Below are 19,303 nucleotides of genomic sequence, written 5' to 3'. Positions count from 1 at the left end.
GCTGCGTTCATACAGCATGTTTTATAACGGAAGTTAATCGTCTAGCGAGCCCTAGAGATACTATCCACTTAGGAGTGCAAGGATGAACGCAAGCAAGATTTTACAACAGTTGATGAAGCAGGCCAGCGGTAGCAGAAGTAGTGGAAACAGTAGTGGAAACAGCGGAAACGGTATCGATGTTAGAGGCGTTATTGATGGGCTGTCGCGCCAGCTAGGCGGTGGCAGCAGTAGCGCTGGCCAAGGTTCGCGACAAGGGGGCGGCTCTAGCGGTTTTGATATGAAGAGCCTATTAGGTGGCGGCGCAATGGGGCTGCTCGTTGGCTCTAAACGTGGTCGTAGTATGGGCGGTAAAGCGCTCAAGTACGGCGCAATTGCTGGAGTGGGCATGCTAGCCTGGAAAGCATGGCAAAGCTCCCAGGAAGGGAAAAAGGGTGCTAACTCGTCTAATGCTGCTCAAAATACATCCGAGGGCGAACGGGTAGAAGTACTTAGCGGTGAGTATCAAGAGCGGCGTAGCCTCGAGCTGTTGCAAGCAATGATCATGGCCGCAAGGGCTGATGGTCATATTGATGAGCAAGAACAGGCGCTCATCACGGAGCAAATCGACGCGCTAGGTGCCGATCAGGAGATGCACCGTTGGGTCGAGCAACAGCTCAACGCGCCGCTGGATGCACAGGCACTCGCCCGTGAAGCCGACTCCCCCCAGGCTGCCCGTGAGATGTATCTGATCAGCGTTGCTGTGACTGATGATCAAAATCCCATGGAGCGCGCTTGGCTGGATCAATTGGCAAGTGCACTGAATCTCTCGCCTGACATGGCCGCTGAGCTTGAACGCCAGGCGCAGCAGGCAGGTTAATGTTAGATACCATTAATTTTTGGCTAGCCACCGGCTTTGGGCTGGGGCTAGCGCCGATCGCGCCGGGTACGGTTGGCTCGTTACTGGGCATCCCCTTAGCATGGTGGTTGTTAAGCCGACCGCTGGTGCAGCAGGGCGTTACTATCGCTGTTCTGCTAGCACTTGCGGTGCCGGTTTGCCACGTCGCTGCTTGGCATTACGCAGGATTAGATCATGGCAGCATTGTTGCTGATGAGTACTTGGCGTTCCCGCTAGCGGTTATTGGGCTACAGGCAGCACGCCACCCGTTGGTGATGGCGCTAGCATTCGTTGTTTATCGCCTCTTTGATTCGCTGAAGCCACCGCCAATTCATTTGGCAGAGTATGTGCAGGGTGGCTTCGGTATTGTGTTAGATGATGTTATTGCGGCGTTAGTGACGTGGGGAGTGATGGCACTAATACTGAAATTTTGGCAGCGCGGAGCCTCTGAACAACGTTTGAACCCATAAAAATATCAGCAACAAAAAAGCGCCGCTAGCCTGTTGAAAGCTAGCGGCGCGCTCTTTTTATGACCTATGATTCTGAGCGTTTACCGCCTCACTCTTTAACAACAATTACCGACTTTACGTTAACGAACTCAAGCATGCCAAAACCGCCATGCTCACGCCCATAACCGGAATCTTTGACGCCGCCAAACGGCATTTCCGGGGTAGCAACGCCAAAGCCATTGATGAAGACCATGCCGGTGTCAAAGTACTTGCTGGCAAGTTCAGTAGCACGCTTCACGTCTTTAGAGATGATGCCGCCGCCGAGACCATAACGACTGTCATTAGCAATGCGCATTGCGTCTTCATCGTCTTTAGCGCGAATCAGCGCTGCGACTGGCCCGAATAACTCGTCATCGTAGGCGGGCTGGCCGGGTGTCACGTTATCCAGCACAGTGACCGGATAAAAAGCGCCCTTGCCGGATGGTTTTTCACCACCGCACAAGACTTTTGCGCCTTTGCGCACACTCTCTTCCACTTGATCATGAAGAGTATCGCGCAGATCGACACGGGCCATGGGACCTAGATCGGTATCATCTGACCTGGGGTCGCCTACTTTAAGCGCCTTCATCTTTTCCACAAAACGCTCTTTGAACGCTTCATAGTTGGCATCGGTCACTACGAAGCGTTTTGCAGCCACGCAGGTCTGTCCGGTATTAAACACTCGGCCAGTGACGCAGGTTTTGACGGCAACGTCGAGGTCAGCATCATCCAGAACCAAATAGGCATCGTTTGAGCCCAATTCTAATACGGTTTTTTTCAGGTGTTCGGCTGCTTTTGCCGCCACTTTACGACCTGCACCATCGCTACCCGTAAGGGTGACGCCACGAACCGCCTTGTGTGCAATCACCTCGTCAGATACATCATGAGAGATAATGATCGTGCGGAAAACGTTTTCCGGTAGGCCTGCCTCGCGGTAAATCTTTTCGAGCAGTAGGCCACTGCCAGTGACATTCTCAGCATGTTTCAGTAGCACGCTGTTACCCGCCATAATGTTGGCGATGGAGTAACGCACTACCTGGTAAGCGGGGAAGTTCCACGGCTGTATGCCATAGATAACCCCCATGGGAGAGTAAGTGACAATGCCGCGCTCGCCGTTGCTGGGATTGCGCTTTTCGTCAGCTAATTTAGTGGGGCCATGTTTTGCGGTGTAATCGCATATACCTGCGCAAAGCTCAACTTCCTGACGGGCCTGGCTGGGTAGCTTGCCCATTTCTTTCACCATCAGTTCGGCGAGCTCTTCTTTATGGGCATTAAGTGCCTCGCCAATGGCTTTCACCACCTTAGCGCGCTGTTCAAGTGGTTTGAGCCGCCAATCAAGAAACGCCTTATGACTGGCCTCGACAATCTGCTTGGCTTGGCTAGCATCCATCAGCGCATAAGTCTCAAGCGTTTCGCCGGTGGTTGGGTTAACGGTTGTGATGCTGTTGCTCATAAGATCTCCTATCTTTTGATCAACGGGGCGTTAAAGAATAGACCCGTTATTAGCCGACTGGTCTATTAATACTGATTCTCCACTCTAGTAGAAAAAACGCTGCTTTGCCCAAATTGATTGTTAGCGTCTTAACTAAAGCGCTATCCCTAAGGCAGTCACCGGTAAAAAACGTTCCGTTAAGCTCGCACGTTTATGGTGGGCTACTGAAATGTTGGGCCGCCTGCTTCTTCACCCCATACTTCTTCCAAGCGATCATCACGACCACAGCTCAAGCGATAAAACCGGTAGCGCAGTGGATTTTTTTCATAGTAGTCCTGGTGATACTCTTCAGCTTCCCAGAACTCGCTGGCAGGGGCTATCTCAGTCGCGATGGCTTGGTCAAAGCGTGCTTCCATTTCAGCTTTCGACGCTTCTGCTAGTTTCCTCTGTTCGTCATTGTGGTAGAAAATTGCTGAGCGGTACTGGTCACCGCTGTCGCAAAACTGGCGGTCTACAGCGAAAGGATCAATATTACGCCAGAAAATCTCTAGCAGCTGTTCATAGCTGATTTGGCTATCATCGTAGGCAATTTGCACCACTTCGACATGGCCAGTTCAACCGCGAGAAATCTGCTCATACGTGGGGTTTTCAAGCTCGCCGCCCATATAGCCTGAAATAGTCGCACTGACGCCGGGTTGCTTATCGTAGGGTGGTTCCATGCACCAAAAACAGCCGCCAGCAAAGGTGGCTTCCGCATTAGACTGGGCATGAAGTGATGTGCTGGTGAGACCTGCGGCCGCTATGACACACAGCGTTAAGGGCTGAGATAAGGGGCGAAGAAGGTGAAATAGGGTCATTGTAGGTACTCCGATGGACGTGGTGAGTTATCGCTCAATGTAGAGTCGATTAGTGGCAACGTGGGCTAATACCTTACATAACCTATTCGCTACCCCAGCCGATAAGGCCATACTGTGTCTAACGTATCCAATGCTGCTTTGAGCGTTGGCTCCGCTGCACGTTCTTTGCGCCATATCATGCTAAGGGCGCAGGGTAGACGGACATTTTCGGCTACAGCCAAACCGCTTTCCTGGCGTTCGGCCATTGCCAGCGCGTCCCTTGCTAAGCTAAGACCCACTCCCGCACGTACTAAATCAAGCATACAAGCTTCTTGGTCTACTTGGGCAACCCTATTAGGCGTGGCGCCACTTGGGGTTAGGACGCGTTCTAGCAGCCGGTGGTGTGCTGAGACCGAGGGCGTGACTATCCAGGGAAGCTTGGCTAGGGCTTCCCAGCGAGTATCTAACAGTTTGGTTTCCCAGCCTGCTGGAGCAATTACGTGGTAGTGGAAGTGGGTCAGCTCACGCCAAGCAAGGATTTCGCTTCCTGATCCTTCGCCGGGAGGGGCGAGAAAAAAGCCCACATCTAGTTCGCCTTGCTCTACCTTCGTTAATACGTTGCCACTCATCCCATGATGCAACTCGGTTTCCAATTGAGGGGCGCGAGCCATCAATCGGCTGAGAAATTTGCCCAGGCGAATAAATTCCGGGTCAACAATCGTGCCGATTTTTAGTTTTCCTCGCAGGGTGCTGTGCAAAGCGCTAGCGCGTTGCTCAAAGGCCAGGGCGCTGGCAAGGGCATTTTCTGCGGCGGGCAATAACGCATAGCCATCGGCGGTTAGCGTTAACCCCTGAGGGCGACGGGAGAATAGAGTTAGCCCTAAGTGCTGCTGGAGTTGCTTCAACTTTAGACTGACGGCGGGCTGGGTCAGGCAGAGCTGGTCAGCTGCCCGTGAAACGCTTCCGGTTCGTGCGACGGCTACAAATGCCCGTAGCGCTGAGTTTTCTTGCATAAGCGAGCACCTGTTGTCGTTGTGTTATTTGAAAAGCTTATATCTGGGTTAAGAATTACTCAATTGATTGCCTCACAGAGCTGGTTAATCTGTCGATACTTAATTCGTTATTTTAATCTGCTTATAAAGGTAGCCAAATGACAACAACCACTATTCATCATTTCATTAACGGGCAGATCAGTCAGGGTAGCTCGGGTCTTTCTCAAGATGTCTTTAATCCTGCGACGGGTAACGTTACCGGAAACGTGGTGCTTGCCTCTGCATATGATGTAGATAGTGCTGTGCAAGCCGCTAAAGCGGCATTTCCTGCTTGGGCTGATACCCCGCCGATACGCCGGGCTCGCGTAATGTTTAAGTTTTTGGAGCTACTCAACGCCCATAAAGATGCATTGGCGGAAGCGATCACCAAGGAGCACGGTAAGGTGTTTACTGATGCCCAGGGCGAAGTTGCCCGAGGGATTGATATCGTCGAGTTCGCCTGTGGTATTCCACAGCTGCTGAAAGGTGACTATACCGAGCAGGTCAGCACCGGTATTGATAACTGGACCATGCGACAGCCGTTGGGCGTAGTGGCTGGTATTACGCCGTTCAACTTCCCTGTCATGGTACCGATGTGGATGTTCCCTGTGGCAATTGCTGCCGGTAATACCTTTGTTCTTAAGCCCAGCCCTCTGGACCCCAGCGCCTCGCTGATGATAGCTGATTTGCTGAAAAAGGCAGGTCTTCCCGATGGGGTGTTCAACGTGGTGCAGGGCGATAAAGACAGTGTTGAAGCGCTGATCGACCATCCGGATGTTAAAGCGTTGTCGTTTGTTGGTTCTACGCCAATAGCGAATCTGATTTACGAGCGCGGCGCTAAGCACGGAAAGCGTGTGCAAGCACTGGGTGGCGCTAAAAACCATATGGTAGTGATGCCGGATGCCAACTTGGATAAAGCGGTGGATGCCTTAATCGGCGCTGCTTATGGCTCGGCAGGCGAACGTTGTATGGCAATCAGTGTGGCAGTATTGGTGGGCGATGTGGCGGATGGCGTCGTGGCTCAACTGGCTGAGCGTGCTATGGCGCTGAAAGTTAAGAACGGCATGCAGCTTGATGCGGAAATGGGCCCGATTGTCACCCGTCAGGCTCACGAGCGGATTACCGGCTATATAAATAAAGGCCTAGAAGAAGGCGCACACTTGGTGGTAGATGGCCGTGAATTTGATGTCGCGCAAACCGGCGACGGCTGTGCCGAAGGCTTCTGGATGGGCGGTACTCTGTTTGATCATGTCACCCCCGAGATGACCATTTATAAAGAAGAGATATTCGGCCCAGTGTTGGTCTGTGTTCGGGTGCCGGATATTGCCACAGCCATTCAACTGATCAATGACCATGAGTTTGGCAATGGCGTCAGTTGCTTTACCGAGAGCGGCAGCGTCGCCCGAGAATTTGGCCGCCGCATTCAGGTGGGTATGGTTGGCATCAATGTACCCATTCCGGTACCCATGGCGTGGCACGGTTTCGGCGGTTGGAAGCGTTCACTATTTGGCGATATGCATGCCTATGGTGAAGAGGGCGTACGTTTCTATACCAAGCAAAAATCCATTATGCAGCGCTGGTCAGACTCTATTGATTCAGGCGCTGAGTTTGTGATGCCTACGGCGAAGTAACGCCATTACGTTACGGGAGCCCGTTCATGTCACAGGTTGCTAATAATAACTTCGACTATATTGTGATCGGCGCAGGCACCGCAGGGTGCCTGATGGCAAATAGACTCAGCGCCAATCCAAATAATAGGGTGCTGCTGATTGAAGCGGGTGGGCCGGATAACTACCACTGGATTCATATTCCGGTGGGCTATCTTTACTGCATCAACAACCCGCGCACCGACTGGCTGTTTCGTACCGAGCCTGACAAAGGGCTCAATGGTCGCTCACTGATTTATCCCCGGGGTAAAACGCTAGGTGGCTGCTCAAGCATTAATGGCATGCTTTATCTGCGTGGTCAGGCACGGGATTACGATCACTGGGCCGAGTTGACCGGCGATGACGCCTGGCGGTGGGAGAACTGCTTGCCAGATTTCATGAAACACGAAGACCATCATCGTTTGGATGAAGGCGGTGATGGCGATGCCGATCATCGCCGTTACCATGGTCATGGTGGCGAATGGCGGATCGAAAAACAGCGCTTAAGCTGGCAAGTGCTAGATGATTTCGCCGAGGCGGCGGTGCAAGCAGGTATTCCGCGTACTGACGATTTCAATCGTGGTGATAACGAAGGCGTTAACTATTTTGAAGTCAACCAGCGCAATGGCTGGCGCTGGAATACTTCTAAAGCGTTTTTGCGGCCGATCAAGCAACGCACCAACCTAACGATCTGGCACTCCACCCATGTCAATCGGCTGCTATTTGAACCACAAGATGGCCAACCACGCTGCACGGGCGCTGAGCTTTTGCGTGAAGGTACAACGATCAACGTGACAGTCAATAAAGAAGTCGTGCTGAGTGCAGGCGCTATCGGCTCGCCACAGATTCTGCAGCTTTCTGGTATTGGCGCGCCCGAGCTATTACAACAACACGGTATTGATGTGGTGTCAGCGCTAACGGGTGTGGGCGAAAACCTGCAGGATCACTTGCAAATTCGCTCCGTCTATAAAGTGAAAGGGGCAAAAACGCTCAATACCATGGCGAGTACCTTGCTCGGTAAAGCCAAGATTGGTTTGGAATACGTTTTTAAACGCACAGGCCCGATGAGTATGGCACCTTCCCAGCTGTGCATTTTTACCCGTAGCTCTAACGAGTATCAGCATGCCAATATCGAGTACCATGTACAGCCCCTAAGCCTTGATGCGTTTGGCCAACCACTGCATGGGTTTCCTGCGATTACTGCTAGTGTCTGCAACCTTAATCCCACGAGCCGTGGCTCGGTAAGGATCAAAAATCGTGATCCACAATCGGCGCCCGCCATTGAGCCTAACTACCTGAGCACGGAAGAAGACCGCAAGGTAGCGGCAGACTCATTACGGGTTACGCGGCGGATTGCTGAGCAGCAGGCATTCGCTAAGTATCAGCCAGAAGAGTTTAAGCCTGGGTTGCAGTATCAAAGCGACGAAGAGTTGGCCAAATTGGCGGGCGATATTGGTACCACGATCTTTCACCCAGTCGGGACGGCGAAAATGGGCCGCGATGACGACCCGGGGGCCGTGGTGGATTCCAAGCTGCGTGTTAAGGGCGTGAGCGGTCTGCGAGTAGTGGACGCCAGTATTATGCCGACCATTACCAGCGGTAATACCAACTCACCTACCTTAATGATTGCTGAGAAAGCAGCAGGGTGGATGATGGCCGCAGATCGGTCATCACCCTGACATTTTTTTTCATCATTGTATTGACGTGCGGCTAAGTTAAGCGCATGCTGGATGCAGTTGGTTAGCAAGTCGAACGTTGTCAGCAGTATCGAAACGCCCAAGCGTTTAGTCTGGTGAAAGTTTCTTGTTCTACCCACTGCAACTCGGGTATTACCCGGCTCTACATCAAGCTACATCGAGGATTTCGATCATGGCAACTGGTACCGTTAAGTGGTTTAACGACACTAAAGGCTTCGGCTTCATTTCTCCGGACGACAATGGCGACGACCTGTTCGCGCATTTCTCTGAAATCCAAGCTGACGGCTTCAAAACTCTGCAAGACGGCCAGAAGGTTTCCTTCGACGTTACTCAGGGTAAAAAAGGCCTTCAGGCTTCTAACATCAAAGTTCTTTAATTAGAAACGATGATGTTCGCTGTTAGCGTGTAACGCTAATATGCTAAAAAACCCCGCGAAAGCGGGGTTTTTTCGTTTTTACTTAGTTAGTACACTGCCCACGCCCACGCCCACGCCCACGCCCACGCCCACGCCCACGCCCACGCCCACGCCCACGCCCATATTCTTTTTTGTTATTACTGTGTTTCTAAAAATAACTTTTTAGAATATCGTTAAGGCGGCACAATGCTCCCAAGATTTTAGGTTAGGGATGCAGGATATGTCGCTGGATGCTTGGATAGCCGTGGGGGTAGTGCTCACTATCTTCCCGTTAATGACGCTGTCTCGACTGGGGCCAGATATTATTCTGCTTGGTGCCGTCGTGGTGCTAATGACCTTGGGTGTCATTGACCCGCAACAGGCGCTGGGTGGTTTTTCTAACAGCGGTTTGTTTACCGTGGCCTTCATGTATGTGTTGGTTGCCAGTATTCGTGAAACGGGGGGTATTGACCTAATTATTCGCTATGTATTGGGTCGCCCTAACAGTGAACGCGGTGCGCTTGTTCGGCTGCTGTTACCCGTGGCATCACTGAGCGGTTTTCTCAATAACACACCCGTTGTGGCTACCTACATTCCGGCTGTAATGAGTTGGAGTCGACGGTTGAGGCTTTCTCCTCAACGGCTTTTAATGCCGCTCAGCTTTGCTTCCATTCTAGGCGGTACTATTACACTGTTTGGCACCAGTACTAACTTAGTTGTGCATGGTTTATTAGTAGAGCGCTATCCCGAGCTTGAGATGGGGCTATTTGATTTAGCGTGGGTAGGTATCCCTGTTGCGCTGGTGGGTCTTGCTTATCTTATCTTTTTAGGGCCACGCTTATTGCCTTCACGAGAGGGGATGTCAAAAGCGTTTGCTAACCCTCGCGAGTTCACTATCGAAATGGAAGTTGATCCTGCGGGAGTGCTGGTTGACCGTACGGTGGAAGAAGCTGGGCTACGCCACCTTCAAGAGCTTTTTTTAGTTGAAATTGAGCGGGCAGGTAATGTGGTGAGTGTGGTGGGGCCAGGCGAGCAGCTAAAGGCAGGCGACCGACTGGTTTTTGTGGGCACCTCGGACGCCGCTGTAGAGCTACAGCAGATTCGTGGGCTCATTCCTTCTCGTGATGCGGCGTCGAGTTTGGAAAAAGAGTTTAAAGAGCGGCGTTTGGTTGAAGCAGTGGTATCGAACCAGTGCCAGTTTATTGGACAGCGGATTCGTGACGGTCGTTTTAGAACGTTATATGGCGCTGCTGTTTTAGCAATCTGCCGTGGCGGCGAACGGGTAACTGGCAATTTAGGGCAAGTCCGTTTGCAACCTGCTGATGTACTTCTGTTAGAAGCACGCCCTCCGTTCATTGAGCGCCACCGCCAATCGAAAGACTTTCTTTTAATTAGTGAGTTAAACGGTTCAGCGCGGCCTGTTCATGAAAAAGCCCCGCTAGCTTGGGCAATTTTGTTAGGGGCTGTGCTGCTGGCGGCGTTAGGTGTCTTAAGTATGCTCAATGCTGCCATGTTGGGCGCGGCGCTATCGTTATTAACCGGTTGTTGTTCCGTCGGGGCTGCCAAGCGTGGTCTGGATACGCAAGTGTTGCTGACCATTGCGGCATCTTTTGGGGTTGGGGCAGCGTTGCAAACGTCCGGCGCGGCGGATTTCTTGGCGGGAAGTGTACTATCGTTGGTGGTGGGTAACCCGCTGTTGCTATTAATTGCCACCTATTGCGTAGTGGCATTGTTAACCGAGTTGGTAACCAATAATGCCGCTGCGGTGATCATCTTTCCGGTGGTCATGGCAGCAGCAGAAAGCCTGGGGGTTAACCCGATGCCCTACGTGGTGGCGGTAATGTTTGCTGCCTCGGCGAGTTTTTTAACGCCGATTGGTTATCAAACGAACCTTATGGTGCATGGCCCTGGCGGCTATCGGGTTAGTGATTTCTTACGTGTTGGTGGTGGCTTAAACCTTTTGACGGGAGCCATTGCCTTAACCCTTATTCCACTGGTTTGGCCGCTTTAAGCAGGCAAATGACTCGCCCAACGCGTCACTTTACGCTAGGGTGGCGCTTTTAACGTCAGCAAGGAAAGAGCCCATGACAGCCCCAGGCGAACTGATTATTGAACCGCAAAATGGTCAACCCGCCGATGCGTGCGTGTTTATTATTCACGGGTTGGGTGCCGATGGGCACGATTTCGAGCCGCTAGTGCCAGCCCTTACGCTACCGGACTCAGCGCATGTGCGTTTTATTATGCCTCACGCGCCGCGCTTGCCGGTCACTATTAATGGCGGCATGGTGATGCCCGCGTGGTACGATATTCTCGCTATGGACTTAGGGCGTCGGGTGGATGAAGCACAGCTGAAAACGTCTGCCGAACGTATCCAGGCACTGATTGAAGAACAGATTGATCAAGGGATCGACAGCCGTCGTATTATCGTCGCGGGTTTTTCCCAAGGTGGCGCAGTCGCTTATCAGGCGGCACTTTCGTTCCCTCAGCCTCTTGGCGGACTGTTGGCCATGTCGACCTATTTTGCGACGGCCGATAGCATCGATTTAGCTGAATCCAATCGTGATATTCCCATCGAAGTACATCATGGGAATTTCGACCCCATCGTTCCTGAAACTCTGGGCCGCAGTGGTGTCGAACGCCTAAAAGAAATGGGCTACGCGGTTAATTATCGCCAGTATCCGATGGCGCATGCGCTATGCCCGCAGCAGGTTAACGATATTGGCAAGTGGCTGAGCGAGCGTTTAGCTTAAACGTGCATTAACACTCCCAGCCGATGCAAGGAATTAGCGAAGGCTTATGATAGCGTCAATTGACTATCTAGAAAGCGGTATCGCGTTCTGCCTAGTAGCCGCGTCGCTAGTTTGTTTGTTTGATCGTCACTTAAAACGGGCGAGCGGTCTATTTTTGCTATTTGCGCTACTAATGAGCCTTTCCTGGTGGCAGCTTGGCGCCCCCTGGTTGGCGTTGGCTGAATTTGTACTAGGAGTCGCGCTGACGGGTGGAAGTTTTTTTTATGCATTGAGCGCGATCCCTGGCAGTACCGAAAAGGTGCCGCCTTATGATCGCTCCCGCCATCGCTGGTCTCATAGCGTGGTACGTGCACTGTTGGCGCTGGCCTGGAGTGTGATGATAGGCGGCGCCATTCGGTTTTTATTGCCTGATATGGCGTACTCGCTGACTGAGCATCCGCTGATCATTGCTGCTGTTGTTATTGTGGCTATGGCAATGGGGGCGTTTACGCTACATAAACATATGTTGCGCCGCTTAATGGCCTTCAATGTTCTAGGCTCTGGTGTGTTTCTGCTGTTGGCGGGAATGGCGGGCACGATGCCTGGAGCGCAAGCGTTTATCAGCGTTGGATTGATCATTGCTTGGCTGGGTACTTTGTTGGGTGTGCTGTTAGTTCGGCAACTTGTTTCGTTAGAGGGTGTGCTTGCACTAGACAGTGACAGTGACGCTGCGAGGCAAGCGCAATGATATGGCGTTTTGGCTTGTACGAAAGCACATTCGACCCGCTTTGGTATTCCCATTGGGCATTGTTGGCAACACTCGTGTTTCCGATCTTTGCAGGCTTGTTAGGCGCACTTTTTACGCCGCGCCGTTTGCTCCCCGTTCTTCTTGCGTGTCTGCCGATTTTAATGGCTGGTGCACTGTTGGTTGTCGATTACCTGCAAGTAGGCTTACTGCGCTGGCAGTGGCACGTTGCAGGTGTGGAGCTGTCACTGCGCTTTAATGGCCTGAGCGGTTTAATGTTAATGATCACTCAATGGGTGGGGGCAGCAACTGCCTTGTACACACCGGGGCATTTGCAACTTACCCGCCCTGGTAAGCAGGCACGATGGCTGTGGCCGCTGATGGGTGTGCTGATCAGTTCGCTCTCGCTGATTTGGCTAGCGGCAGACCTATTAACCCTTTACGCCGCTTTAGAAACAATGGGGCTGGCTGCTGTGGGTATGTTACTGCTGTCAGGTAAGTCTAATGCGCTGAAAGCAGGCATGCGATATTTGCTGTTAGCGTTGGTAGGGTCTCTTGCCTATTTGCTAGGCGTGGCCTTGCTGCTTGGGTATTGGGGGGAGCTTGGCCTCAAATCCTTGGCTGAGGTTGTTGAACCTGGCCCAGTGTCTTGGGTGGCTGCTGCCTTGATAGGTGCAGGGCTGGCGCTGAAAGCAGCGCTCTTTCCGCTACACGGGTGGCTAACGCCTGTGCATGAAAATGCTTGGACGCCGGTGAGTGCACTGCATGCTGCGTTGGTGATTAAAGCCTCGTTGTTTATGTTGATCATGCTGTGGGGGATTTTACTTCCTGAAGCACTGTTTGCCCCACGCTTTGTGGCATGGTTAGGAATGCTCGCGATTGTGTGGGGCGGGCTAATTGCGTGGCGTGCTGAATCGCTTAAAACCTTGGTAGCATCTTCTACAGTAGGTCAACTGGGTTACTTAATGGTCGCCTTTCCTTTACTGTTGGGGCCTACTATTTCTCCGCTGCCAGGTGCACTGGCCTGGGAAGGGTTTTGGCTTCAGTTGATGGGCCACTCGTTAGCAAAAGCGGCTATGTTTATGGCCGTTGGTAATTTGATACTTGCCACAGGTGAAAGCTCAATCAAAGGGCTGGCAGGCACTAGCCGCCGCTTACCGCTATCACTACTTGTTTTTGGTATTGCCTCCGTTACGCTGATGGGGTTGCCGCCTAGCGCTGGGTTCACTGCAAAGTGGTTGCTGCTACAGGCAATGGTGATGACTCAGCAGTGGGTAGCCGTCGCTGCGCTATTAGTAGGTACGCTACTAACTGCTGCCTATGTATTTCGTGTTTTCCGCTACTCCTTTGATGAAACGGCGCCTCGCCATCATTACCAACCGTTAGCGCCTGGCATGGATCTGATTGCGCTTTGTTTGGCATTAGCGGCGTTTGCACTTGGCTTGTTGGCTCACCTACCACTGGCACTATTGCAGGGAGGTGGCGCATGAATGCGGCTTGGCTACCGCTAACAACGCTAGCAACATCTCTCTTTGCTGCGGCGGTTATTTTTCTTTTACCTGAAGACGCACGGCGGCTGCGCACCACTATTAACCTGGTGGCCGCTGTTAGTAAAATTATCTTAGTCATCTTGATGGTAGGGCGAGTGTCTCAGGGGTTTGAAGACACCTTTAGTTTCCAGATAGTAGGCGGTGTTGAGTTCGTACTGAGAGCTGATGCGCTAGGGGTGATGTTTGCTGGTCTCTCTTCGTTACTGTGGCTGTGTACCACCATCTACGCTATCGGTTATTTAGAAGGGGCAGCGAACCGCAAACGCTTTTTTGGTTTTTTCAGTTTGTGTGTCGCGAGTACGTTGGGCATCGCTTTAGCCGGTAACCTGTTTACGTTTCTTATTTTCTACGAAATGCTGACGCTTTCGACCTATCCGTTGGTCGTCCACTCAGGCACCGCCAAAGCGTTAGCAGCGGGGCGAGTTTATCTGCGTTATACCTTAACGGCCGGGGTGGTGCTGCTGCTCGGCGTAGTGCTACTTTACAGTTTAACAAGCGATCACTCCTTTGCTTCTGAGCAGGGGTTGTCGCCATACCTCAATGATCATCGTGGCCTGCTGACACTGATATTTGCCTTGTTGGTGGGGGGGCTGGCGGTTAAAGCTGCCATGGTGCCGTTGCATGGGTGGCTGCCAAGAGCAATGGTAGCGCCTGCGCCAGTTAGCGCGCTGTTACATGCTGTTGCGGTTGTAAAAGCCGGTGCCTTTGGCATCCTTCGCGTTATATATGATCTTTATGGTATTGAGCTCAGCGTTGAGCTTGGTGTCACCACTGTACTGGCGGTCGCGGCTTCAATTACGATTATTTACGGCTCGCTGCGCGCGATTGCCCAGCAAGAATTAAAGCCCCGGTTGGCATTTTCTACTATCAGCCAGGTGTCCTATGTTGTGCTTGGTGTTTGCCTGTTTGGCCCCTTCGGTACCATTGGTGCACTTGCGCATCTTCTGCATCAAGGCTTGATGAAAGTCACGCTGTTCTTTTGTGCGGGTAACTACGCTGAAGAGTTAGGCATCCATCGTATTGATGAAATGGACGGTGCCGGGAAACGTATGCCACTTACCAGCTTTGCATTTACTGTGGGGGCACTGGGGATGATTGGCCTGCCTCCTATCGCGGGCTTTATTACTAAGTGGTACTTGGGGGTGGGGGCTGTCCAGGCACAAATGTATTGGGTCGTGGCTGTTTTAGTCGCGAGTAGTACGTTGAATGCTATTTATTTTCTGCCTATTTTGCATCGCCTTTGGTTTCGCGAGGGGCCAGCACATGGGAAGGGCGAATGGCCTAATGAACAGTGCCTTGGGCGTCTGGAAACCCATGGCTGGCTATTATGGCCAGCGGTATTTACAGCGATGGTGAGCATTGGTGCGGGGCTGCTGGCTGGATTGCCGTTTAGCCCGCTGGACTGGGCTACCCGCGTGGCGGTAGGGGAGTACCTGCCATGATCACGCTACTTTTGCTTGCGGCATTACTTTGGCCTCTGTGTGTTGCGGGAAGCACTGTGTGGCAGGCGTATCGAACGCCTGCTGCTAGCCGTGACTATTTTTCGTTGCTATGGATAAGCGCTTCATGGCCAGCGTTATTGTTGGCCTTCAGTGGCGAGGTCCAATGGACAATCGAGGCCTGGATGTTAGGCGGTTATTGGGAGTTAAATGCTCTCAGTAGGCCGTGGCTGGCCTTTACCGCTTTGCTATGGAGCTTGGCAGCAGTTCATGCTCGGGGGTACTTTGCAGCAGAGCAACGAAAAGCCCGTGCAGGCGATCGGGTTATCCAGCGTCGATGTCAGCGGTTAGCGCTACTGTGGCCACTTACGTTGCTGGGCAATGTGCTGCTGATTGTTGCTCAAGATATCGCCAGTTTTTATCTGGGCTTTGCACTGATGACGTTTGCCGCTTATGTCTTGGTGGTGCATAGCGGTAGTGACGAAGCGCGGCTTGGCGCAAGGGCATACTTAATCTTAGCCGTTATTGGCGAAGGACTTATTCTTGGTGGTCTTCTTTGGGTGGCAGGCACTTCAGAGACGCTGACACTTAAGGGAGTGCGTGAAGGAATTGCTGCTGCTGATCACGGGGCCATGATGGCGCTTTTGTTGTGGCTTGGGTTTGGGGTGAAAGCGGGGGTTATTGGCCTTCATGTTTGGTTGCCGTTAGCACATCCCGTGGCGCCTGCTCCTGCTAGCGCGGTGTTGAGCGGCGCGATGATTAAGGCCGGGTTGTTAGGGTGGATAAATGTACTGCCTTTAGGAGGCGAGGAGTTGTCGTCAGGCCTCACATTGCTTGGTCATGTCATGCTAGTGGCAGGGCTGGCAGCCGCGTTTGGCGCAGCCTTATATGGTGTGTGGCAGCGCCATCCAAAAGCAGTTCTGGCGTACTCCAGCATCAGTCAAATGGGAATGCTCACTGCAATGGTGGCAATGGGATTGGCCGCCCCAGACGTGTGGCCGCTATTATTGCCTGGTGTGGTGTTTTTTGCTGGCCATCATGCCTTGGCAAAAGGAGCGCTATTTCTAGGTACTAGCGTTAGCGAGCATATGCCTCGCTGGCAGCAACCACTGCTGTTTGCGTTAATCGCCTTGCCTGGCGTGTCGCTAACGGGTGCGCTAGCGGCGGGGATGCTAAGTAAGTGGGGCGTTAAAAGTGCGCTTTATGAAATGCATCACGAACATCTGATTATGCTGCTTACCTGGGCGGCCATTGGCACTTCTGCGTTGATCAGCGTTTGCGTGTGGCGTCAGTGGCAGCAACGGCACTCAGGGGGGGGTAATGCCTTCCAGTGGGGCGCGTGGTTGGCCGCATTAGTCGCCGCCCTGGTAACGCCAATATGGCTCCCACTGCCCGCTGGTAGTGTCGTGATACCACCAGCCGCCGAATGGTTAAGTCTGAGTTGGCCTTTCCCCGTCGGTGTCATGGTCGTTGTGATGGCTGTTTTGATTTGCACTGGCTTGCTGCGCCGCGTTGTCATTCAAGCGCCACCCGCAGGCGATTTATGGTGGCTGTATAGCGTCTTTTCTGTAAAAGGATTGCACGTCATAGAGGCGTTGGCTCGGGCCTGTGAAAGAGTGAAAATGGCGAGTGTGTCGTTCTCTCTAGCATTTGAACGGACGTTAATGGGGCAATTGAAGAAAGGGTTATTCGCAGAGGCATGGATGCGTCATCATGGTAGCGGTCTAATGATGGCGTTTGCTGTGATAGCGGCGCTTTTGCTGATGTGGGAGGGGCTACGATGAGCCAAAAAGAGAGAGTAGTAGAGGCTCACTGGCGTGGCAGAAAAGCAACGGCGCCTGATGATATCCCCCGTAAGGGGTGGCACGATATTCTTTGGCGGGTAGTGCGTGCTGCTCGGCGTGACCGCATTACGATGTTTGCGGCGGGTATTGCTTTTTATGCCTTGCTGGCACTATTTCCGACCATCGCCGCTGTTATTTCTCTTTGGGGGTTGCTGTTTGACCCTGTTGAGGCCGGTCGTCAGCTCTATGAGATTAGTCGTTTTATGCCGCCGGATGCGGCGAAGCTGATTGATCAGCAGGCCCAAGAGGTTGTGGAAAGTACGGAGTCTGGGAATGTGATGACCGCGCTAGCAGGACTGTTGGTTGCCATGTTTATTGCGTCAAAAAGTGTTTCTGTACTCGTAGTCGGCTTGAATGTGGTGTACGGCGAACATGAAAAGCGTCCGCTGCTGCTACGTGGTGTCGTGTTGGTGTCGTTAACCTTCGGGTTAATTACGATGACGCTAGTGTCACTGGGATTTATCGCTATTGTGCCGATAGTAGTTGATACGCTGACGATTGAACCGCCGGTGGATAGTGTCTTGAAATGGTTACGTTGGCCGGCGTTGTTGGTACTGATGAGCGTACTTATTGCCTTGCTGTATCGTTATGCTCCCTATCGGCGTTCTGCCCAATGGCGATGGTTAAGCTATGGCACGCTGTTTGCCACTGCTATGTGGTTATTAGGCTCAGGTGGCCTGTCGCTTTACGTTCGCTACTTTTCTACATTTAGTGAGCTGTATGGCTCTATTGGGGCGGTGGTGGCGCTCATGCTATGGTTTTGGCTCTCAGCGTTTGTGGTGCTGTTTGGCGCCGAACTCAACTGCGAAATGGAGCGCCAGACCTTCAACGATACAACAGTGGGGGCAGCTCGCCCTATGGGCGAACGTAAGGCATTTGCTGCTGATACGGTGGGTGTTGAAAATCCCTGGAATAGCGAAAATGCTGATACGCGTCATCAACGGAGAGATAAATGATCCTGTCAGCCTTCCACAAAGCAATACCGCCCAGCTTTGCTGGGCGATGTTGTTTAATAGATGGGTGAATCGGTAAGGTGTTTTGCGGCAATCGCTACAACAGTTCTTCAGCGGCCAGCGCCAAGCGTGAACGCTCAACGCTTTTCAGTGTGATATGCCCTGCATGGGGCCAATCCCTAAATCGTTCGACAACAGCAGCCATGCCACAGGTGTTGGCAGTTAAGTAGGGCGTGTCGATCTGGCCAACGTTGCCTAAACAGACAATTTTAGTATTTCGACCCGCTCGGGTTACCAGTGACTTAAGTTGTTTGGGGGTGAAGTTCTGCGCCTCGTCAATAATCAAGAACGTATCGTTTAAGGTGCGCCCTCGCATGAAGCTCGGTGCACGAATCTGTACCCTAGAGCCAATTAACTGCCGAGTAGCACCATTATCCCAGCTAGATTCCCCTTCTTCGTTACGCAACAGGTTGTCCATATTGTCGTGGAAGGCACCCATCCACGGTGACATTTTCTCCTCTTCGGTGCCCGGTAAGAAACCGATATCTTCACCCATGGGAATCGGCGCACGGGTAAATACAATGCGCTCAAATAGTTTTGCATCCAGTGTTTGCTGGAACGCTGCGGCGAGTGTCATAAAGGTTTTGCCGGTGCCTGCGTTACCAGCAATAGTCACTAGATCAATATCAGGGTCCATTAGTAGGTTGAGGGTGAAGTTTTGGCGACTGTCGTGGGCATGAACGCCCCATACGCCAGCATGGTGACGGTAGTTGGTAAGTAGCTGTAGTCGGGCAGATGACGGTGATAGCTCACGGACAATGGCTTCAAACTCAGCGCCATTTTCGCTATCGGATACCAGCATGCCGACATGCCAATGGCGAGGCATGTTGCCACTTAGTTGATAAAAGGTGTGGTGGTCGACACGTTCAACGGTGACGTCGACATTGAGCGCTTCCCACAGCGAAGCACCATCCTGTCCGGCAGTGGCGTAAACCTGCGCACCTTCAATCATGGCATCGCTGTCAGAATAGGCGCGATCATTCAGGTAGTCTTCCACCGGCACTTTTAGCGCGGCAGCTTTTACCCTCAGGTTGATGTCTTTGGTGATCAGAATGACGGAAGCATCCGGACGCTCATCGCGTAACCGGCAGGTTTCCGCCAAAATACGATTATCAGGGCTGTCATCAAGGGAGTCGAAGGGTTTAAGGTCGTTATAGCACAAAAAATGTAGGCGGCCCGATTCACCACTAATGCGGGGAATAGGAATGCCTTTCTGTATTTCGTCGAAGGTGACTTGGTTGGTTAAGTCGGAAAGCGTGCGGCTAATCTGCCGCGCTGTGCGAGCGATCTCCCTGATGCCGTTTTTATGCTTGTCTAGCTCCTCAAGTACAGTCATGGGGATAACGACGTCGTGCTCATCAAAATGGTAGAGCGCGGCGGGGTCGTGGATAAGGACATTCGTGTCTAGGACATACAGCCTAGTCGCTTTCTTATCGAGTCGTACCATCGTGGAAACTACTCCTTAGTTGACGGCAACATCGACACTGGCAGATGCACTTTACGCTTAGATGACACTCACCTGTGCCGGTTCTCTAGCGTGTCCTTTTGATCTCCTTGTGTAGCACTTTTTTACAAGTTCCTTAAC

Annotated in this window: 15 protein-coding genes and 1 pseudogene; 12 read left to right on the top strand and 4 right to left on the bottom strand. The window is 52.3% G+C overall.

Translation table 11 applies throughout. From position 1 onward, the window contains the following. Positions 1 to 82 precede the first annotated feature (82 nt). Positions 83 to 856, top strand: coding sequence for a tellurite resistance TerB family protein (locus B6A39_RS13845; protein WP_083006634.1), 774 nt, complete (start codon positions 83 to 85; stop codon positions 854 to 856). Beyond that, positions 856 to 1,344, top strand: coding sequence for a phosphatidylglycerophosphatase A family protein (locus tag B6A39_RS13840; RefSeq protein WP_083006632.1), 489 nt, complete (start codon positions 856 to 858; stop codon positions 1,342 to 1,344). The genes B6A39_RS13845 and B6A39_RS13840 overlap by 1 nt, the downstream gene beginning before the upstream one ends. An 88-nt stretch (positions 1,345 to 1,432) precedes the next feature. Here B6A39_RS13840 and B6A39_RS13835 read toward each other — a convergent pair whose 3' ends face one another. The 3 genes and pseudogenes from B6A39_RS13835 to B6A39_RS13825 form a co-directional block, all read right to left on the bottom strand. Beyond that, entirely contained in the window at positions 1,433 to 2,815 is a 1,383-nt protein-coding gene (locus tag B6A39_RS13835) for an NAD-dependent succinate-semialdehyde dehydrogenase (protein ID WP_083006630.1), read from the bottom strand. A gap of 200 nt (positions 2,816 to 3,015) precedes the next feature. Further along, positions 3,016 to 3,651: pseudogene (msrA, locus tag B6A39_RS13830) on the bottom strand (peptide-methionine (S)-S-oxide reductase MsrA). Positions 3,652 to 3,740: 89 nt separating this feature from the next. Further along, positions 3,741 to 4,643 carry a LysR family transcriptional regulator gene (locus B6A39_RS13825; RefSeq protein ID WP_083006629.1) on the bottom strand — a complete coding sequence of 301 codons (903 nt, stop codon included), beginning with the start codon at positions 4,641 to 4,643 and terminating at the stop codon, positions 3,741 to 3,743. 137 nt (positions 4,644 to 4,780) lie between these two features. On the opposite strand from B6A39_RS13825, the gene B6A39_RS13820 reads away from it, so the two are divergent. The 10 genes from B6A39_RS13820 (at position 4,781) to B6A39_RS13775 (ending at position 17,661) form a co-directional block, all read left to right on the top strand. Next, positions 4,781 to 6,292, top strand: a complete 1,512-nt coding sequence (locus tag B6A39_RS13820) for a CoA-acylating methylmalonate-semialdehyde dehydrogenase (RefSeq protein WP_083006627.1) — start codon at positions 4,781 to 4,783, stop codon at positions 6,290 to 6,292. A 26-nt stretch (positions 6,293 to 6,318) separates the two neighbouring features. Then, the gene (locus tag B6A39_RS13815; RefSeq protein ID WP_083006625.1) at positions 6,319 to 7,986 is read left to right on the top strand and encodes a GMC family oxidoreductase; all 1,668 of its coding nucleotides are present in this window, start codon (positions 6,319 to 6,321) and stop codon (positions 7,984 to 7,986) included. A gap of 190 nt (positions 7,987 to 8,176) precedes the next feature. Further along, positions 8,177 to 8,380 carry a cold-shock protein gene (locus B6A39_RS13810; RefSeq protein ID WP_009101184.1) on the top strand — a complete coding sequence of 68 codons (204 nt, stop codon included), beginning with the start codon at positions 8,177 to 8,179 and terminating at the stop codon, positions 8,378 to 8,380. A gap of 259 nt (positions 8,381 to 8,639) precedes the next feature. Beyond that, positions 8,640 to 10,409: an SLC13 family permease gene (locus B6A39_RS13805; protein ID WP_083006623.1), complete on the top strand. Its 1,770-nt coding sequence runs from the start codon at positions 8,640 to 8,642 to the stop codon at positions 10,407 to 10,409. A 73-nt stretch (positions 10,410 to 10,482) separates the two neighbouring features. Further along, the gene (locus B6A39_RS13800; protein WP_083006621.1) at positions 10,483 to 11,148 is read left to right on the top strand and encodes an alpha/beta hydrolase; all 666 of its coding nucleotides are present in this window, start codon (positions 10,483 to 10,485) and stop codon (positions 11,146 to 11,148) included. A 46-nt stretch (positions 11,149 to 11,194) separates the two neighbouring features. Then, on the top strand, positions 11,195 to 11,875 hold the full coding sequence (locus tag B6A39_RS13795) for a DUF4040 domain-containing protein (protein ID WP_083006619.1): 681 nt from the start codon (positions 11,195 to 11,197) through the stop codon (positions 11,873 to 11,875). Continuing rightward, positions 11,872 to 13,362 carry a complex I subunit 5 family protein gene (locus tag B6A39_RS13790; protein ID WP_083006617.1) on the top strand — a complete coding sequence of 497 codons (1,491 nt, stop codon included), beginning with the start codon at positions 11,872 to 11,874 and terminating at the stop codon, positions 13,360 to 13,362. The genes B6A39_RS13795 and B6A39_RS13790 overlap by 4 nt, the downstream gene beginning before the upstream one ends. Beyond that, a complete protein-coding gene (locus tag B6A39_RS13785) occupies positions 13,359 to 14,864 on the top strand; it encodes a complex I subunit 5 family protein (RefSeq protein WP_083006615.1) in 1,506 nt (501 codons plus the stop codon). The genes B6A39_RS13790 and B6A39_RS13785 overlap by 4 nt, the downstream gene beginning before the upstream one ends. Next, complete coding sequence (locus B6A39_RS13780; protein ID WP_083006613.1) at positions 14,861 to 16,645, top strand: proton-conducting transporter transmembrane domain-containing protein; 1,785 nt, start codon at positions 14,861 to 14,863, stop codon at positions 16,643 to 16,645. The genes B6A39_RS13785 and B6A39_RS13780 overlap by 4 nt, the downstream gene beginning before the upstream one ends. Continuing rightward, positions 16,642 to 17,661, top strand: coding sequence for a YihY/virulence factor BrkB family protein (locus B6A39_RS13775; RefSeq protein ID WP_083006611.1), 1,020 nt, complete (start codon positions 16,642 to 16,644; stop codon positions 17,659 to 17,661). Before B6A39_RS13780 ends, B6A39_RS13775 begins: the two co-directional genes overlap by 4 nt. Before the next feature lie 94 nt (positions 17,662 to 17,755). On the opposite strand, the gene B6A39_RS13770 is transcribed toward B6A39_RS13775, so the two are convergent. Beyond that, entirely contained in the window at positions 17,756 to 19,165 is a 1,410-nt protein-coding gene (locus tag B6A39_RS13770) for a PhoH family protein (RefSeq protein ID WP_083006609.1), read from the bottom strand. Between the last annotated feature and the right edge of the window lie 138 nt (positions 19,166 to 19,303).

The organism is Halomonas sp. GT (genome assembly GCF_002082565.1).
In the GTDB taxonomy this organism is placed as follows: domain Bacteria; phylum Pseudomonadota; class Gammaproteobacteria; order Pseudomonadales; family Halomonadaceae; genus Vreelandella.
This window is presented reverse-complemented; position numbering and strand designations above follow the sequence as displayed.

Coding starts and splice junctions, on each gene's coding strand:
- B6A39_RS13790 (WP_083006617.1), top strand. CDS start 11,872: ATGATATGGCGTTTTGGCTTGTACGAAAGCACATTCGACCCGCTTTGG.
- B6A39_RS13815 (WP_083006625.1), top strand. CDS start 6,319: ATGTCACAGGTTGCTAATAATAACTTCGACTATATTGTGATCGGCGCA.
- B6A39_RS13770 (WP_083006609.1), bottom strand. CDS start 19,165: ATGGTACGACTCGATAAGAAAGCGACTAGGCTGTATGTCCTAGACACG.
- B6A39_RS13840 (WP_083006632.1), top strand. CDS start 856: ATGTTAGATACCATTAATTTTTGGCTAGCCACCGGCTTTGGGCTGGGG.
- B6A39_RS13800 (WP_083006621.1), top strand. CDS start 10,483: ATGACAGCCCCAGGCGAACTGATTATTGAACCGCAAAATGGTCAACCC.
- B6A39_RS13780 (WP_083006613.1), top strand. CDS start 14,861: ATGATCACGCTACTTTTGCTTGCGGCATTACTTTGGCCTCTGTGTGTT.
- B6A39_RS13825 (WP_083006629.1), bottom strand. CDS start 4,643: ATGCAAGAAAACTCAGCGCTACGGGCATTTGTAGCCGTCGCACGAACC.
- B6A39_RS13775 (WP_083006611.1), top strand. CDS start 16,642: ATGAGCCAAAAAGAGAGAGTAGTAGAGGCTCACTGGCGTGGCAGAAAA.
- B6A39_RS13820 (WP_083006627.1), top strand. CDS start 4,781: ATGACAACAACCACTATTCATCATTTCATTAACGGGCAGATCAGTCAG.
- B6A39_RS13805 (WP_083006623.1), top strand. CDS start 8,640: ATGTCGCTGGATGCTTGGATAGCCGTGGGGGTAGTGCTCACTATCTTC.
- B6A39_RS13835 (WP_083006630.1), bottom strand. CDS start 2,815: ATGAGCAACAGCATCACAACCGTTAACCCAACCACCGGCGAAACGCTT.
- B6A39_RS13845 (WP_083006634.1), top strand. CDS start 83: ATGAACGCAAGCAAGATTTTACAACAGTTGATGAAGCAGGCCAGCGGT.
- B6A39_RS13785 (WP_083006615.1), top strand. CDS start 13,359: ATGAATGCGGCTTGGCTACCGCTAACAACGCTAGCAACATCTCTCTTT.
- B6A39_RS13810 (WP_009101184.1), top strand. CDS start 8,177: ATGGCAACTGGTACCGTTAAGTGGTTTAACGACACTAAAGGCTTCGGC.
- B6A39_RS13795 (WP_083006619.1), top strand. CDS start 11,195: ATGATAGCGTCAATTGACTATCTAGAAAGCGGTATCGCGTTCTGCCTA.